We start from the raw sequence: 17585 nt of genomic DNA on the forward strand, positions 1-17585 counted from the left end.
GAGTGAACGCTGACTTATGATTGATTATTCTCTAATTCCAGTGACGATGATTAAAGGCGTGAGCACTTTGAAACAACAAGAGCTTCACGCCTTTGGCATCTCTACCGTTCAGGATATGCTGCTTTATTTCCCATTTCGCTATGAAGACTTTCGAGTACGGCAATTAAGTGAAGTAAAAGACGGCGAGAAAATTACGGTGGAAGGTCGCATCGTAAGTGAGCCTGTTCTACAGCGGTTTGGCAAGAAATCACGCTTGTCGTGCCGCATCATGATCGAGAGCTGGCTGGTGACCGCGACTTGGTTTAACCGGCCTTATCTGCGTGAACAATTATTCCAAGGTAGGGACATTTTGGTTACTGGCAAGTGGGATCAGCGCAGATTACAACTGACGGTCTCTACCTCTGAATTTCCGGATCGCGGAGCATTCCGCAAAGACACGCTACAGCCGGTCTATTCTGTTGGCGGGAAGATTACGCAGCAATGGATGCGTAAGACCATCGCTCAGGCATTAACGCAGTTTGGGGAAACGATCCCGGAAATTTTGCCGCAGGAGCTTGTGCGACGTTATCAACTCGTTCCACGGAAGCAGGCGATTCGTACGCTGCATCAGCCACAGGATGCGGAAGAAGGCAAACATGCACGGCGCAGAATGGTTTATGAGGAGCTGTTCTTGTTTCAGCTCAAGCTTCATATGTTTCGTGCGCTGACGCGTAAGCGAGCAGATGGAGTGGTACATGAGGTTTCCAACTCCACTGTGCGTGAATTTGTACATTCGCTGCCCTTTGAGCTTACCGAGGGGCAAAAGAAGTCTGTGACGGACATTTTACAAGATATGCGGTCTCCGTTTTGTATGAATCGTCTGTTGCAAGGCGACGTTGGTTCAGGCAAGACTGTAGTAGCGGCCGTTGCGTTATTCGCAGCTGTTCGTTCCGGTTATCAGGGTGCACTAATGGTGCCAACAGAAATATTAGCTGAGCAGCATATGCGTTCGCTGACGAAGTTGTTTGAACCACATGGGATACAGGTTGCGTTATTAACAGGCAGTGTGTCGGTACGCAAGCGGCGTGATTTACTGGGCGCTTTGCAGATGGGAATGGTCGACATTTTGGTTGGCACGCATGCGCTGATTCAAGACGATGTATATTTTCGCAAGCTAGGACTTGTAGTAACTGACGAGCAGCATCGGTTTGGGGTGAACCAGCGCAGCGTGCTGCGCCGTAAGGGGCTTAATCCAGATGTACTGTTGATGACGGCAACACCTATTCCGCGTACGTTGGCGATTACCGCTTTTGGTGATATGGACGTCTCCTCTATTAAGGAGCGACCAGCAGGCCGGAAACCTATTAAGACTTATTGGGTGAAGCATGAGCTGCTGGATCGAATTTTGAACTTTATTAGGCGCGAGATTGCAGACGGCAGGCAAGCCTATATCATATGTCCCCTTATTGAGGAGTCGGACAAGCTGGACGTCCAGAACGTTATTGATGTTCACGTCCAGATGCAGCAGGCATTTCCTGATTTACAGGTAGGCTTGCTGCACGGCAGATTAAGCGCTGTGGAGAAGGACGCTGTGATGCGTTCTTTTGGTGACGGTGAAACTCACGTGCTCGTCTCCACGACGGTCATCGAGGTTGGGGTGGATGTACCAAACTCTACGCTAATGGTTATTATGGACGCGGAGCGTTTTGGTTTGTCGCAGCTGCACCAGTTGCGCGGACGTGTGGGACGGGGGCAGCATCAGTCGTATTGTGTGCTGATTGCCGATCCGAAATCAGAGATCGGACAGGAGCGTATGCACATTATGACCGAGACAGAGGATGGTTTTGAGTTGTCTCAGCGTGATCTGGAGCTGCGTGGTCCAGGCGATTTCTTTGGAACCAAACAGAGTGGTATGCCGGAGTTTAAGCTTGCGGATATGGCGAGCGACTTTGCTGTCTTGGAGCAGGCGCGTGATGATGCAGCGGAACTAATTCGTGCAGAAGAGTATTGGACTTCACCGATGTATGCGCTGCTGCGCGAGGAAATGCAAAAAGATCAGTTGTTCCAAGGTGAATTAATGGACTAACAACCTTTATTTTTGGACGGTCAGTTGACAAGCTGTCGGGCATACAATGGTACAGATTATGTGCAGTGCAGTGATTGCTTCAGCAGGATGCGCTGAACAAGTAAAGCAGTCTATGTAACGTTGTCATAGCTGCAAGATGCACCGGAGGTGTGCCCTACGATGAGTTATGTCAAATATGGGATTAGCCCGCAATTGGTTGAACGGATCAAAACCAAGCTGCGTAATCCTGCTCTAAAAGATCGAGTAAAGCGTCATTTGGATGGCGTGTCGAAGTATGATTTGCAGGATCGTACCAAAGTACGCTCGCTTATTCGTCAGGTGGCCAAATCTCTTAACGAGCCGTTGACGATTGTGCAGGAGGATCAACTGGTCAACTTTGTTATTTCACTTAAGATAGACCCGAACAATACGTTTCATTTGCTTAAACTATGGGGAATGTTTCGTTAGTATTTGCAGGAGAACCGGGTGGGAAATCATCTGGTTCTTCTTTTTATTCGTTTGTAACGGTTGAACCTGTCGCTAACCGTCGCTAAAGATTGATCATACGAAAAAGCAGCATGCCTTCTTTGATTATTTACTGTGTAAATATATCCATATTAAGGGAGTTGTGGTATGATCGATTTATAGAGACTAGCAGGAGTCAACTGCATAGGGGGAATTCGATTCATGATATCCATGTTACGTAAGAAGAAAAGTTCGATGTTCGATAGCCTTGATAGTGGATCGTGTCGTATTGATGTGCCACAAGCGATGTTAAATCAATTGCGAATGATTGGGTTGACTACACGTGACCTCGCTATGCTAAAGCAGCTAAGGCCGCATGTAGAGGACAGCATCGACAAGACAATTGACTCATTTTATGACACGGTGAATAAAGAAAAACAGTTAAGTGACATCATCCGCAAGCATAGCCACACAGATCGCCTCAAGCTTACACTACGGCCGCATCTGATGCAGTTGTTCGAAGGAAAGATCGATGAAGTATACATAGAGAGACGCCGCATTGTAGCACATGTTCATGTCCGCATTCATTTACCAACCAAATGGTATATCGCCTCTTTTCATACGCTCCAGCAATCCATTTTAGAAACCGCTTACAAATTAGGAATATCCTTGGATGAATATAAAGCACTAGAGCAGGCGATTACACGTATGCTTAATCTGGAGCAGCAGCTTGTGCTAGAAGCGTATGAACAGGAGCACAGTCGGCTGCGTGCAGAGGCAGAAGTGGAGAAGGTGAAAGTTCGTCGCATGGTGTCTGAGGCAAGTGAAGCCCTATCACATAGCACGGCCGAGACGCAGCAAGCTCTAAATGAAATGGTTCAACGTTCTCAGGGAATGTTTGAGAAAGTACGTTCTAGCAATCAAACCTCTGACTCAGTAGCTGTGCTTTCGCACGATGGCAGCTTGATGTTAGGCGAGCAGCAAGCACGTATGGAAAATATCGTAAGCGCGATGAATCAGGTAACGGGCCGTATGACGGAGCTGATGTCCATATCTGAAGAGATTCATCAAATTATGGACATCGTACAAGGGATATCACAGCAGACGCAGCTTCTTGCCTTGAATGCAACAATTGAAGCCGCACATGCTGAAGAACATGGAAAAGGCTTTGCTGTTGTGGCGCGTGAGGTCCGTCGTATGGCGGAGCGGACGAATGAATCGTCAACTGTTATTCAGCATTTGATCGGCAAAACACATGAGAAGATTGCTGTGATTAATGAAGTGATGCAGGAGGTGGACAACCGTATTCAGACGGGCAATGGGGAGACGGGAAAAGCGTTTGAATTCTTCTCGCATATTTACGAGCAGATTCAACATCATCAGCAGCAAAGCCAGGAAGTGCTAACCGACGTTGAGTTTCTTGGCTCGATGCTAGAGGAGATTCGGGAAGCCTCGGATGCGGTTAATCATCAGGCAGATGTCTTGATGGATATGATTCAGCAAGAACAGAAAGTTTAATCAACAGCAGGCTGTCAGTCACTACGATGGAGGTAGGCGACTCACAGCCTTTTGTATATAGATCATCCGTGGTTTTCATTTTTTCATTTAAAATAACAAGGGGGGATCACTAATAGCTGTTATACATTCAGGCGAATCGTGTTTAACATTACCTACTTTAGGATCTACAGGATACATCTCCAGCCACTCAGAAGGACAGGGCTTTAATAACCGTTGCAGCTTGTCCACTTCTACAACACTTCTGTCCAGCCATGTGGACGCCTCTTCAGGGCCTAGTATGACTGGCATTCGATCATGTACTTGCTCCATTGTCCGATTCGGAGTTGTTGTGACGATGGTAAAAGTGCTCATTTTCTCTCCATGTTCATTTCTCCAAGTGTCATATAGACCTGCCATGCTGAATAAACCTCCGTCAGCGGGGACGATACGCAGCGGTTGTTTCTTGCCATCGCTTGCAAGCTTCCATTCGTAAAAGCTGTCCGCTGGAATGAGGCAGCGTTTGCGTTGGAACGGTTGGCGAAACGCCGGCTTCTCTAGCAGCGTCTCAGCACGGGCATTTAGGGTACGCCATCCCATCTTGTCATCTTTCGCCCAAGAAGGTATTAATCCCCATCGCAGAGGTCCTGCCTTCCGTTTTTCCCCATCATGAATAATAGCCGGCGCTGTTTGCCCGGGCGCTATATTGTAGCGCGGTTGATGGCAGGCAACAGACGGACCTTCCTCCAACTCGTAATACATGAGAAGTTCTTCCCACGTGATGGTTAGAGTGTAACGTCCACACATTTATGTAACACCTCCTTTGCTTTACAACGGGTACAACGGGGATGCAGTCTTAGGCCCACATGTCCATATGTCTGCATTGTAGCATATCGTGAATCGACTCGACTAATGCAATAGGGGGAAGTGACGCAGTTCACTAGCTCTAGGCACATTTAGTGTCATGTCATGCACACATTGACGATAAAGATCGATCGATATGCGTTTACAAATGGACCGCTATATTTTCAACTGCTGAAATCTACCAGATGTTTGACAGAATGTTGTCATATTTCATAGCTTTGCAGCATATTATAGAATATCAGTGCAACGAGCACTGCGCTGATTGAGTTGTGATGATGATGTTTCATTTTTATATTTCAATGATTGATCGTAGGCCAGAACGTTAACGATAGGAAGCTTATAATAGATTAGGGAGGTTGAGCTTTATGTTTATCCATCCGATCAACAAGGCTTCATCCGAATTTATCGGGATATCCTTACAAGCAAAGCAAAATGATCTGACTACACAGCGATATCAACAACGGTCCAATGAGCGGGGCAAAAATTTGTCAGCGTTACAGTGCAAAAATCCTTTTGAAGTGGATAGCCCTGAAAGGGCTGCACAACGCCAACAATTTATTGATCCTAGAGACGGAATGGCACTAGAACGTATTTTAGGAAAAAGCGACTTATTTCCAATCAGCTTTTTTGAAAAGGGGCTGCAAGTCAGTAAGGCCATCTGTAGGGTGGAGATCCGTGATCGAACGGGAAGAGTCGAAGGATTTGGGACAGGCTTTCTCGTAACTCCCAATCTGCTGCTGACCAATAATCATGTCCTGCCTAATTCGGATACGACGTTATCCAGTATGGCGCAGTTTAATTATGAAATCGATCTGAACGGGAAAGAACGAGTCATGCATAGCTTTCGATTGATGCCAGACCGGTTTTATATGACGAATGAGGAATTGGATTTTACGTTGGTAGCAGTTGAAGAGCAAGCTTCTGATGGAACCCCATTAGCCGAATTCGGTTACTTGTCTTTGGTTAAACAAACAGGCAAGGTGCTGATTGGAGAATATGTGTCCATTATTCAGCATCCGTCTGGTGCACCCAAAGCAGTAGTCGTAAGAGAGAACAAAATAACAGATATGCTAGATAACTTTATTCACTATTCTGCTGATACTTTGCCAGGCTCATCAGGTTCTGCTGTATTTAATGATGAATGGATGGTAGTTGCGCTCCATCATGCGGGTGTCCCTGATCCGAAAAATCCGGCGGAGTTTATTGCGAATGAAGGTGTCCGTATAAGCAGTATCCTCAAGTATATTGAAGAACAGAAGTCGAATCTAACCGCTCAACAGCAGCAGTATGTGGATCGTCTAACATTATCTGCTGAAGGGACTAGCCCAGAAGGAGAGAAGCTTGCAGTAGGAGAGGAATTAGGCCTGGTATGGTATGAGGGGTTAACCGGCCACGATAGCAAGTTTCTAGGTGACGCTCATGAAGTTCATCATCCTTCGTTTCGTACGGATCTCGAACCAGACCTGGCAAGGCTAAAACAAGGCGGCACCATTCTTCATTATACGCATTTCTCCATTGTGATGAGCAAATCTCGGCGACTCGCCTATTACACGGTAGTTGACATTGATGGCAGCCAATTAACTGATTATGACAGGGTAGATTGGCGCTATGATCCGCGTATTGATCGGATGTATCAATGTGGTAATGAATTGTACAAGGACAACCCTCTGGATCGAGGACATTTAGTAAGGAGAAGGGACCCGGTGTGGGGGAGAGCGGGAGCGCAAGCAAACATCGATTCTTTTCATTTTACGAACTGTTCACCGCAGCATGAGAAATTTAATCAGCAGATATGGCTTGGGCTGGAGGATTATATTTTAAATCATATGAGTAATACGAAGCGCAAAGCCTCTGTATTTACGGGTCCTGTATTCCGTAAGGATGATATCTGGTATCGAAATGTTCAAATTCCTTCTGAATATTGGAAAATTGCTGTTATGGTCGATCATAACGACCGGCTATCGGTAACGGCATACCTCACATCCCAGTGGAGCTTGATTAAATATTTAGGAACGGCGAAGGAAGAAGAACCTGTGCTAGGCGCCTACAAAACATTTCAGGTTAAAGTTTCCTTGCTTGAGGCGTTGACGGGGCTGGATTTTGGAAATTTGCGTCTATACGACCGGCTAGATCTGAAGGAGTCTACATTCGGACAAGTTCCGATTGAGCGTTTTGACGATATACAGCTGATTTGATCGTAGTTCTATGCTTTTTAGGCTATAAATAGATGTGTGCTGCAAGATTGTAATGAGAGGTCAAACGGGAAACTGGCTGGCCTCTCAGTATTGTGAATAATAGTGTGCGTATATCAAGCTATCAAGCTAGCCGCTTTGCTTAAAGGGAACTTTGTTTATTTATCTTCATATCTTGCAGTATATCTTTCCTTTTGAGCTTTCGTAATTTGATTTTGGAATACATCTTTTTGAATAGTTACTTATGTTTAACGATAATAGGGTAGCGTTCAAGTTCTGTAACAAGTTGAAAATTGAAAATTAAAGGGAAATGTAATCAAAGAGGGTTCCACATAGTAGTTGCATACTATGTGGAATTTTTTTTAATTTTTTTTGTTATTAAATTATTGTTTATAGGTCTTGATCATGTTCAGTCATTTTCATATAAAGCAAGACCTGCTTGCCCATCTCCAACAGTCATATAATGAAGCACGCCTCTGAGGGGATAATTCCATAATATTCACTTGCATAACGAACAAGTGTTCTGTATATAATATAAAAAAGAATGTACGTTCTCATTTTTGTTAATTGTATAAAAAGGTAGTCAAGTCCTAAAACAGTAAAGCGTGATACAAGGTTGTTGAATAATTGGAGGGCTTAATGTGAGTCATAAACGTGAAAAGGTTATTTTTCTAGCCGACTGCGAAAGTTTTTATGCGAGCGTAGAGAAAGCGGAACATCCAGAATACAAAAATAAACCAGTAGCAGTAGCTGGTGACCCTACACGAAGGTCAGGTATTATTTTAGCCGCGTGCCCCATTGCGAAAAGTTATGGTGTGACGACAGCCGAACGGTTAGGAGAAGCACTCAACAAGTGTCCTGATCTTATTATTATGCGCCCTCGCATGCAGCATTATATCGATGTTTCTTTAATGATTACTCAAATATATGAGGATTTTACGGATTTAGTTGAAGTGTTTAGTATTGATGAACAATTTTTAGATGTTACGGCAAGCCTGTCGATCTTTGGAGATCCGCTCACCATTGCTAAGGAGATTCAACAACGGGTAATGATGCAAACAGGTGTCAGGATTCGTATCGGAATCAGCACCAACAAAATTTTGGCTAAAATTGCGACCGATATTTGGGCGAAGAAAAACAAAAGCGGCATTTTTACTTTACTACCATCTGATGTACCTAAAATGCTATGGCCGGAACCTGCTCACAAAATGTTCGGTGTCGGGTCGCGGATGAGCAAGCATTTTGCCAAATTAGGAATGGTGACGATTGGCGATGTTGCAACCACTCCACTGCCGCGGCTTAAAGATAAATTTCGAGCTCGCTTTGGCAAGCAGTCGGATATTCAAGCCGAGGTGATGTGGCGGACGGCGAACGGGCTAGATGATAGCCCGGTTACCCCGAGGACATTTCATACGCCGCCCAAATCTATCGGCCATATGATGACCTTACCCCGAGATTATGCAGCTTCCGCAGAGATCGATACGATTTTGCTAGAACTGACGGAGGAAGTATGCCGCGATTGTCGGCTGAAAGGTTACATGGGATGGGTTGTAACCGTGAGCTGTATGTGCAGTCCATATGAGGAGCCGACAGGCTTTTCTCGCCAAATGAAAATGCCAGATCCGTCAAACAATACGAATAAAGTATTTGAGATGGTAAAAACAATTTTTTATCAATATTGGGACCATATGCCTGTGCGCCGCGCGGGCGTTATGTTAAGCACGTTGGTGGATGATCAGCACTATCAATTGACCCTTTTTGAGGATCAGGAGAAAACTCGAGCGTTGGATAAAGTTACCGATAACATAAAAACGCGATACGGCAGCGCAGCAATTGTAAGAGCTTCCTCCCTTACTCGTGCAGGTCAAGCGTTAGAAAGATCCATAAAGATTGGGGGACATTTTAAATGAGTAAAAAGCTGGAGCAGAACGGTCTTTGGGAGTCCAGTCGTATGATGTTGCCTCAGCATCGAGAAGCGTTGTTAAATAGGGATCGTGTAGTACCGCGTCTTACGACTAGCCGTCCTAAACAGGAAGATATGGCATTGATACGTGATTATATTTTGCTTCCGATCATGCACACGCTAGTAACTAAAAAAATGTCCGAAATGAAAAATTCTTCGGAGACGCTAAAATCGCTGTATGCCAAAGCAGCTCAAATTCTCGCCGTTCATATCCACAAAAACTTGTGCAAGGTGAAACAAGAAATGATGGAAAAAGAAATTCACATTTTACATGACGAAAAGCATGAAGATGTAATGGAGCTGCATTATTCCTATCGTGATTATGAAGATCGTTTAATTATAACAAAAGAATATATGAAGGCAGAAATAAGCAAGAGGTTAGCTCAATACACAGACAGCCTTATAGCCAAATTAAGTAACCCCTAAATAAGAAACTAAGCTATTGCATCACGCAGTGGTTTACTAATTAAGACGGCAGGCCACTGCAGCTATTAAGGCATGTTATACAACCCGTAAATCCAAAACAAGTAGTCGATCCCATGAGATCGACTACTTGTTACAGAGGCTCTGCCATACGCGCTCCAGACTTGACCTTGTCCTAATTTAATTACGGAGCGATTGTATTCGGTTGTTCCGCAGAATGAATGTGCAAGTAACGCTTCACTAGGCTAGTGACTTCAGTGCGCAGCAGACCACGCAGCATGTAGAAAGAATGCTCGTAGCCTCTGCACATGTAGTGTACACGTATACCATGAGTTTGTCGTTCTTCATCATATACTTTGATTCCTCTCTGTCTGAATTGCTTACGAATGCGATAGAGTTCTGCGGTCGCCTCGTCTTGAGCTTGGCGCAGACTTTCTATGTAAATGTAGGCCATCTTCAGCGAGGAAGAGGCTAGTCCGGCGATATCACGCTCCAGAACATCGAGGACTAGCGCTTGTAACACATACTGTTTGACGAGCAGTGCGTCGTCAGTGTGATGGGGTAGCGTCCCTTGTGGGGAGGTTGGACGGGAGCTCATGTGACGCCTCCTTTATATCGTTATAATGAATATAATACGAACTTATGTTCTTATTATATTCAATATAACGAACAAATATTCGATTATCAAGCGGAAGTGAGTGCCAAAGGGAAGGAATGAGCAGGATATTGTCGAAGTGTATCAATGGGTTAGAACAAAGGAGCGTGGGCAGCAAATGATGAAATTAACGAAGGAGCAACGAGAAGCGCTAGTGAGTGAAATTCAGTATTATTATGAGGTTGAACGATCAGAAACAATGGGCGAGCTTGCAGCAACGGACATATTGGAATTTATGCTGAAGACAATCGGTCCGCACGTTTACAATCAAGCATTGGAAGATGCGCGTAAGATGCTAAATGATCGTTTTGCGGCTGTTGAGGATGAATTGTATGCGATGCACAAACGTGCAGTGAGATAACACCAGTAGAAACAGGAATATTTTATATCCTGTTCAATAGTATTCAATTACGATAATGTAGAATAAGCGCAGCTATAGCTGCTTCGCATACGGATACAGATGCGGAGCAGCTTGTTCGATTGTGGTCAGGAGGGAGCGCTGCACAAGGCATGGAGACGAGTGGAGTGGCATTTTTTCATATAGAGTATGGTTGGAGCCCTCGGAATCACGCAACACGGTGCAGCAGTCAGATCACATGTGTCGATTGGCGGGCTGCACAGATCAAGGGGTGTGGTATTGATTGATCACTTGTGCACATCAAGTCGGTAAATGGAGTTTCCATGAGGCAGAGCAGCGTATATTGACCTGGATTGCTGAAGATGAAATAAGGATGTCAGAATTACAGGCTGTGCGGGAGCTGAACCTGCCGGATTGGTGTATTGGAGCTGGATATGTGCGTAATCTGGTATGGGACAAATTACATCGTTATGCAGAGCCTACACCTTTGAATGATGTTGATGTTGTTTATTACGATCCGTTATGTACACAGGAATCGATGGAGAAGTTATATGAGCAAGCGCTACAAGCAAAGCTGCCGTATCGAAAGTGGTCGTTTAAAAATCAAGCGCGTATGCATATGCTGAATGGGAACGAGCCATTCGTGTCTACGGCAGACGCTATGATGCATTGGCCAGAGCTGATGACGGCTGTAGGTGTACGAATGGAGCCTGATGGGGCGCTGACCTTCATATGCCCGTGGGGAGAGCAGGCTCTGCAAGACTTAATGGCGATGCACATTCGCCAGAGCCCCAAATTTAAGGATCGTGTATATTATGAAGCACGGGTACGCAATAAGGGTTGGCAAGTCACATGGCCCTATGTACGTATGAAATAGGGAATTATAATTAGGGATAGACGAGATATTGTGAAAAATGGAGGGCGTGAGTGATGAACCATGTACAATTTGAGCGGATTGCAGAGGAAGGCAGCAAGGCTACCTATGAATTTCGTGCGGAAGGAGCAAGCGCCGATGAGATCGTGCAGGGTATGTTTGATATCGATCTGGAGCGATACCGGAACATGGAAGCTGAGGGGCATGACGAGGCAATGAGTCAGGCTATCTACTGGCTGACACCCATTCAGAGCGATCAGCAGTATTGGCTCGGGATGCGGGTCTTTTTCCGAATATACAAGCATTACTTGGAGCAGGGCGTTTACATAGAACATCAAGATGCTTAGACACTGTGCCACTGATCCACAGGCGTGAACAAAGCCAACTAGGCATTTGGAGGGTGTGCTGCTTGGGGAGAGGGGGCCGTACAGCAGTGCGGTGTATGAGTATGGTCAGATGGAGGGGGATATAATGAAAATGACGTTGCACAAAGGGGAAGTGCTGTTTCATCAAGGGGACCCGGGCACTTATTTATACCGGATCGTAAGTGGGTTGTATAAAGTGACACGTTTGCATGAAAATGGAAATATTGTGTTGTTTAATATTTTATATCCAGGTGAGGTAGTGCCGCATCATTCATTGATTTCACCAAAAGACTTTCATGGCACAGCAACCGCTTTGACCAATGGAGAAGTAGAGCGTATTTCGGCGAAGGATTGGTATGCGGAATTGGCTATAAGCACAGACAAAGCATTAGATGCCGCCAAGCTGTTGCAAGAGAAGCTCCGGTTTATGCAGCAGCGTATCGATCATCTAACGATTGGATCACCAGCGGAACGACTGGAACTGCTGAAGAGGTGGATGAACAGCTATGCCAAAGAAGAACGTGTAACGGATCTGCTCACGCAAGAAGAGATCGGTCAATTTATAGGTGTTCGTCGTGAGACGGTAAATCGGCTTATTCGGCAAGGCGTATAGATCGAAATGATAAGAGCGTGAGTGCAGAATGCCTTATTTCAATTCATATGATGTCTACGTGCTGATAAGCATCGAGTAATGCAGAAGTGTAAAATGAGGTTCCTAAATAAAGCAAGCCAAAAAGACCGTTCCTTATCCTTATAGGACGGTCTCTTGTGCATGAATGGACTAGCTGTACGTATGGATACTATCTAAACTGGGTATGTTTTACTTTCCATTTTTCTAACGCAATAAACAACCAAAAACTGTAGATTCCGAATGTGATAATACATAATAGCCACCACTTGATCCAATTGCCAAATAAACCAACTGCGGTTCCCGTAAACGCTAACCGTCGCCCCTCAATGACCGTATGCTCCACTTTCCAGCGATACAGCATAGTAAAGCTCCACGGCAAACAAATGCCAAGCGTAAACACCGTCACCATAAATCCTAAAATTGTTAACCCGATGTACTGTAGCAATCCTCCGTCAAAATAAGAATCCCCACCCACTTGATCCTGCGCATATGGACGCGCATTCATCGTCATACTCATCTAGTTTTCCCCTTTTCTATGTTATCTACAAAAATATAATTCCTTGTCAACGTTGCTTTTTCCTGCCGTATTTTAAAATATGAACTTTATTTCACATATTTAAAGTCATGACTTGCTCATTGCGTAAAAGGATGTCTCAAAAATCAACGTTTGATTTTTTGAGCCCTGCATTAGAAGCGAGTACCTGGGAAAAGAAGGGACCTCACTCCCACTGAAGTGGATGTTGAGGTCCTTTTGTGTGTTTATTGAGATGTTAGGCTGTCCCGCGCACAATTTGAAAACAGCCCTTCATCTACTATACGTTTTTGGTTACTTGGTCATTTTTGAAATTTCAACAGCTTCACGAAAGCGAAGGGAATGTACGATTCCCGCTTCTGAAAATAAAATGACATATTAGGCCATTCTAAATATAGCTATACCATTGTCCGTTGTTGCTGTTGAGCCCACGGTATTTCCGTCGTACACGAGTCGGAGAACGTTCGGTCCTGCACCTGTAACAATAATGGCTGAATTTGCAAAGTTCTCCCTTGCTCCTACGCCACCGCCAACAGAAACATTTGATGAACCGGGAACCGGTGTACCATTAAGTTCTAATCGTGTTGTAAAGGAGGAGCCAGCAGATGTGTACTGGAGAGATGCGTCATAGGTAACCCAGAACGTGGAGTTGGGGGCTAATAAAATATCTGTGGTAGGAATTGCAGCAGTAATATCACCAGAGCTTTGATGGATAGGGATCGTCCATGTTATGGCTTCAGGAGCATCTGCAATCGCTTGCCCCGTTTCAGAAGCCTGGAAGTAACTGGTTGTGAACGATGGGCCTGTAGCTCCAGTAATTCCAACACCCGTAGCGCCTGTTGGGCCAGTAGCTCCAACGCCCGTAGCCCCGGTAGCCCCCGTAGCGCCGGCTGCACCGTCGGCGCCAGTCGGCCCTGTGGCACCCGTAGCACCTGCTGGTCCAGGATCGCCCGTAGCACCCGTGGCGCCTGCTAGTCCATTAGCACCTGTAGCTCCCGTAGCACCCGCTGGTCCAGTAGCACCCGTAGCACCAGAGGCTCCTGTAGCTCCCGTACTACCAGTAGGCCCTACGGGTCCGCCTGACGGACCTGTTGGCCCTGTTATACCAGTAGGTCCCGTAAGGGAAGGTGCATTTAAAATAGTTTCCAATTTAGTTGAAAGCAGCATTTCTTTCTTGATCGTTTCTTGTAAAGTACTCTTTACACTTGCGTCGACAGCAAGAAGATCGCTTATAGTTGCAGGGATGGATAATCCAGGTAAAGTACCAACTGCATATTGAATCTTTTCTGCCTCAGCGTTAATCACGTGCCCAAGTCCGAGCTCTTCGATTGCAATAGACGACAAGAGTAAGTTTAAGGCGTCATCTCTTGTAATCGTAATGCTAGGGGTAATATTAGGCAGGTTTGCCTGTGACATTAATATCACTCCTTAATAGATAGATAATTAATAAACACAACACAGCATATTCATAGAAATAGAAGGTGTACTACCTCAGAGGCAAAATCCGCAAGTATGCTGCGTATAGCAGGTTATTAATTTGGGCTTGATTCACGAGCCGCTCGCCATTGCAATACGAGAGATCGTGGATAGGATGAAGGAATAAAGTCTATCGTAATGCCATACAGCTTCAGGCTTTTCTGAGTATGTCACATAGAAATGAAATCTAGGGGTTACCACTATCTTTTTTTCGTTCTATTTGCTGTTTGAAAATAGAACGAAAAGAGTAAAGGTATAATATCCACAAGACTAGACTAATAACATCTATCACGTATGATTTTCCAATAGAAATTGACAGCATCGTGCCACGAACACTTATGACAATGCCTAGAAATCCACATAAATATACGAATAGGCGACTGTACTTCATAACTGCTTAACCTCCTAAATAATGGGGATAAAGAAAAATGAGCATTTTACTCATGAGGATTCCTCTTTAATTGCCTGCGAAAAGGAGTATGTATTTTTTATGCACAAGTAGTAATGAGTTTGCGAGTTGTAATTAAAATGTGTGTATTTCTAGTGGTCACCTAACGGCCCTAAGAGGAGATTTTATGACAGAAATTATGTTTCCAAAAATCGCTATGATGAACAAGTAGACTTGAGTGAAGTGGAATTAGGTAATTAGCGTAAGGGGAACCAGCCGCCGATTCATTTTCGACGGCTGACTGATTTGGCAAAGCGTTGTAATTTAAGCTTCAAAGTAATGGGTCAGGTCGAATCGTACAACCGACGGGTGCCTATTATTGCTCCCAATACTTGCCCGTCGTCAGACGCTCGGCAAGCCGCTTGCTTGATTGGCGGCGAATCTTGCGCAGCTCTGAGCGTTCTGCTGCCGATTCGTGCAGCAAACATTCTTCTTCTGTCTCGGGAATGACTGGGGCTACAGGACAAGGCTTTCCTGCCTCATCTCGTGAGACAAAGGTAAGGAACGAAGTGGCTGCGATAACACGCTCGCCTGTATATAAATTTTCGGCGACAATCTTAACGAACACTTCGATACTTGTTCTGCCCGTGTGGGTGACAAACGACTCCAAGCAAACGGAGTCCGTCTGGTGAATTGGCCGCAGGAAGTCAACGGAATCTGTGGAAGCCGTTACAACGTTGCAGCGGCTGTGCCGCATCGCGCTAATAGAGGCTACTTCATCAATCAGGCTCATTAATTTGCCGCCAAACAACGTCTTATGATTGTTTACATCATTCGGAAATACACGGCCAGTCCGAAATACTCTGGATTCTTTGCACTTTTTCGGTTCAAGCTGGGAGGTAATTGATTCTAGTTGTTGAGACATGATGAGACGCCCTTTCATTAAAAATTACAATGGTCTTAATTATAGCGGATTATAGCCAGATGTCGATATCAAATCGTATGGATGCCAATTATACTGCTATTAACGATAAATTGCCGCCAGTCCACGCCTGTTGGCGGAATTGACGGCAATTTGCAGCTTGAACAATCCAATATACTCTGATGTGTAATATACTACTACGTTACAGCTAAGTCAGGCGGCCAGCGCGCTAGCCCTGACTTAGGGCAGTTCCCTTACTGTTCCAAGGAGCCAGCAGGCCCAAAAAATTCATAATGCACACGAGAGCGGTCCACCTGCAGGGTGTCTAGCGCCTGATAGATCGCCTTCATAAAAGGGACAGGTCCGCAAAAGTATACATCAGCCTCTGCCAAGATCGCGGCAGGAACAACGGAAGCGAGCCAAGCTGCATCTATATAGCCGACATGGTCACAAGTGTCATTGGTGCTGGCTTGCTCGTAGCACACAAACGAATGGACACGCTCATGCGCTTCAGCAAGCGCCGCGATCTCGTCGCTCAACGCGTGCATGGCGCGGTTTTGCGCCGCGTGAATGTAATACACTTCGCGTTCCGGCTCTTCGGACGCAAGTGTATGCAGCATGCTGGTCATCGGCGTTAAGCCTACGCCGCCGCTGAGCAGTAGAACTGGCGCGGAAGTGCCGCGCTTCAGCGTAAAATCACCGGCAGGTGCAGTCGCCTCAAGGATATCACCTTCATGTACAGCAAGGTGAAGGTAGCTCGACACTACGCCGGCAGGCGAGTTATTATTACCATCCTCCCGCTTTACGCTGATACGATAAGTGTCCGAACCTGGTGCGTTTGACAGGCTGTAGTGGCGATAATGTGTATTTTGGTGGCCCTCAGGCTGCACACGAATCGTCAAATATTGACCTGGTTCAAAAGAGGCGATCGCTTGGCCATCCTCCGGCTTCAAATAAAAGGACGAGATAACATCGCTCTCTTGTACTTTGCGTGTGACTACAAAGCGCCGTACGTCCTTCCAACCGCCGCTTTGCGTCTCGGCTTCCTTATACATGTCCTGCTCGACTTGAATAAAGACGTCTGCGATGACGCCGTATGCCTCTGCCCAAGCATTTATAATATCGTCTGTAGCCGCCTCGCCAAGTACATCCTTAATCGCAAGCAGCAAATGCTTGCCAACAATAGGATAATGCTCAGGCTTAATGTTCAGCGCGCGATGCTTCTGCGCGATCTGCTTGACGACGGGGATAATCGTTTCCAACTGATCAATGTTGGCTGCGGCTGCATACACAGCGTTCGCGAGTGCCATTGGCTGGCGGCCCTGACGCTGATTCGCATGGTTAAACACGTTTAATAGTTCAGGGTGATTCGTAAACATCAATTCGTAAAATCGTGTTGTAATTGCAGGACCGTGCTCCGCTAATACCGGAACGGTAGCTTTAACTAATTCAATAGTACGTGGGTTTAACATGAGGACATCCTCCTTATTTGTCGATAAAAATGAATCGTTTGAACGCTCGGTATTACCTAGATGGTCAACAGGGAACAACAAGCTTGAGCCACATGAAAATGTTAAAATGGATTCGGCCGCCCGGACAACCTCTATGGTAGAGGTCTAACATATACTGTAGGGCGGACTGCATAACGAAATGTTGAACCTTGCGAGCTGCCTACAGTTGTCATTTTACGGGTGTGACAAACGTCACAGTGTGATTAAACGCACATCAAATGTGATCGCTTCTTGAACAACTGTCACAGCTGTTATCGTTATTGACCTTGGTAGCGTGTCAGCACCGGAGTAAGAACAGAAAATGTTGGAAAAGTGTAAAGACGTCAAATTCAAGAGCATGGCAGAGCAAATACAGCAGGAAGCAGACCATAGATGGGGCTGGTTCAAGCTCGTTCCCGTTAAATGCGGCTAAATCCAGACGGCAGCGA

16 protein-coding genes are annotated in these 17585 nt (G+C 45.5%); 10 read left to right on the forward strand and 6 right to left on the reverse strand.

What is annotated here, in order from left to right:
- Positions 1–16: 16 nt before the first annotated feature.
- The 3 genes from recG to H509_RS0110690 all read left to right on the forward strand — a co-directional run bounded on the left by recG (position 17) and on the right by H509_RS0110690 (position 4027).
- Positions 17–2065 (forward strand): ATP-dependent DNA helicase RecG, encoded by a 2049-nt coding sequence (gene recG, locus H509_RS0110680; RefSeq protein ID WP_028545075.1) that lies wholly within the window; start codon positions 17–19, stop codon positions 2063–2065.
- A 159-nt stretch (positions 2066–2224) separates the two neighbouring features.
- On the forward strand, positions 2225–2512 hold the full coding sequence (locus H509_RS0110685; RefSeq protein ID WP_028545076.1) for a stage VI sporulation protein F: 288 nt from the start codon (positions 2225–2227) through the stop codon (positions 2510–2512).
- A 219-nt stretch (positions 2513–2731) separates the two neighbouring features.
- Positions 2732–4027 (forward strand): globin-coupled sensor protein, encoded by a 1296-nt coding sequence (locus tag H509_RS0110690; RefSeq protein WP_028545077.1) that lies wholly within the window; start codon positions 2732–2734, stop codon positions 4025–4027.
- Between the two features lie 87 nt (positions 4028–4114).
- Here H509_RS0110690 and H509_RS0110695 read toward each other — a convergent pair whose 3' ends face one another.
- Positions 4115–4810: an SOS response-associated peptidase gene (locus H509_RS0110695; protein ID WP_028545078.1), complete on the reverse strand. Its 696-nt coding sequence runs from the start codon at positions 4808–4810 to the stop codon at positions 4115–4117.
- Between the two features lie 422 nt (positions 4811–5232).
- Between H509_RS0110695 and H509_RS0110700 the strand changes: the two genes are divergently transcribed.
- The 3 genes from H509_RS0110700 (at position 5233) to H509_RS0110710 (ending at position 9448) form a co-directional block, all read left to right on the forward strand.
- Entirely contained in the window at positions 5233–7062 is a 1830-nt protein-coding gene (locus H509_RS0110700) for a DNA/RNA non-specific endonuclease (RefSeq protein WP_036696914.1), read from the forward strand.
- Positions 7063–7700: 638 nt separating this feature from the next.
- Positions 7701–8969, forward strand: a complete 1269-nt coding sequence (locus H509_RS0110705; RefSeq protein ID WP_028545080.1) for a DNA polymerase IV — start codon at positions 7701–7703, stop codon at positions 8967–8969.
- Entirely contained in the window at positions 8966–9448 is a 483-nt protein-coding gene (locus H509_RS0110710; RefSeq protein ID WP_028545081.1) for a YhjD family protein, read from the forward strand. The genes H509_RS0110705 and H509_RS0110710 overlap by 4 nt, the downstream gene beginning before the upstream one ends.
- A gap of 181 nt (positions 9449–9629) precedes the next feature.
- On the opposite strand, the gene H509_RS0110715 is transcribed toward H509_RS0110710, so the two are convergent.
- Positions 9630–10043 carry a YhjD family protein gene (locus tag H509_RS0110715; protein WP_028545082.1) on the reverse strand — a complete coding sequence of 138 codons (414 nt, stop codon included), beginning with the start codon at positions 10041–10043 and terminating at the stop codon, positions 9630–9632.
- A 100-nt stretch (positions 10044–10143) separates the two neighbouring features.
- Between H509_RS0110715 and H509_RS0110725 the strand changes: the two genes are divergently transcribed.
- The 4 genes from H509_RS0110725 to H509_RS0110740 all read left to right on the forward strand — a co-directional run bounded on the left by H509_RS0110725 (position 10144) and on the right by H509_RS0110740 (position 12310).
- Complete coding sequence (locus tag H509_RS0110725) at positions 10144–10461, forward strand: DUF2164 domain-containing protein (protein ID WP_245596023.1); 318 nt, start codon at positions 10144–10146, stop codon at positions 10459–10461.
- A 280-nt stretch (positions 10462–10741) separates the two neighbouring features.
- On the forward strand, positions 10742–11335 hold the full coding sequence (locus H509_RS0110730; RefSeq protein WP_157277616.1) for a nucleotidyltransferase family protein: 594 nt from the start codon (positions 10742–10744) through the stop codon (positions 11333–11335).
- A gap of 53 nt (positions 11336–11388) precedes the next feature.
- Complete coding sequence (locus H509_RS0110735; protein WP_036696918.1) at positions 11389–11679, forward strand: hypothetical protein; 291 nt, start codon at positions 11389–11391, stop codon at positions 11677–11679.
- A gap of 124 nt (positions 11680–11803) precedes the next feature.
- Positions 11804–12310, forward strand: coding sequence for a Crp/Fnr family transcriptional regulator (locus H509_RS0110740; protein WP_036696919.1), 507 nt, complete (start codon positions 11804–11806; stop codon positions 12308–12310).
- A 187-nt stretch (positions 12311–12497) separates the two neighbouring features.
- Here H509_RS0110740 and H509_RS0110745 read toward each other — a convergent pair whose 3' ends face one another.
- From H509_RS0110745 to hmpA, 4 genes are all read right to left on the reverse strand, one after another.
- On the reverse strand, positions 12498–12845 hold the full coding sequence (locus tag H509_RS0110745) for a YjgN family protein (protein WP_425414233.1): 348 nt from the start codon (positions 12843–12845) through the stop codon (positions 12498–12500).
- Between the two features lie 393 nt (positions 12846–13238).
- Positions 13239–14276, reverse strand: a complete 1038-nt coding sequence (locus H509_RS27630; protein WP_028545088.1) for a collagen-like triple helix repeat-containing protein — start codon at positions 14274–14276, stop codon at positions 13239–13241.
- Positions 14277–15100: 824 nt separating this feature from the next.
- Entirely contained in the window at positions 15101–15649 is a 549-nt protein-coding gene (locus tag H509_RS0110760; RefSeq protein WP_036696920.1) for an acyl-CoA thioesterase, read from the reverse strand.
- Positions 15650–15900: 251 nt separating this feature from the next.
- Entirely contained in the window at positions 15901–17118 is a 1218-nt protein-coding gene (hmpA, locus tag H509_RS0110765; protein ID WP_028545091.1) for an NO-inducible flavohemoprotein, read from the reverse strand.
- Positions 17119–17585: the final 467 nt, after the last annotated feature.

The organism is Paenibacillus taiwanensis DSM 18679, assembly GCF_000425125.1.
Lineage (GTDB): Bacteria > Bacillota > Bacilli > Paenibacillales > Paenibacillaceae > Paenibacillus_B > Paenibacillus_B taiwanensis.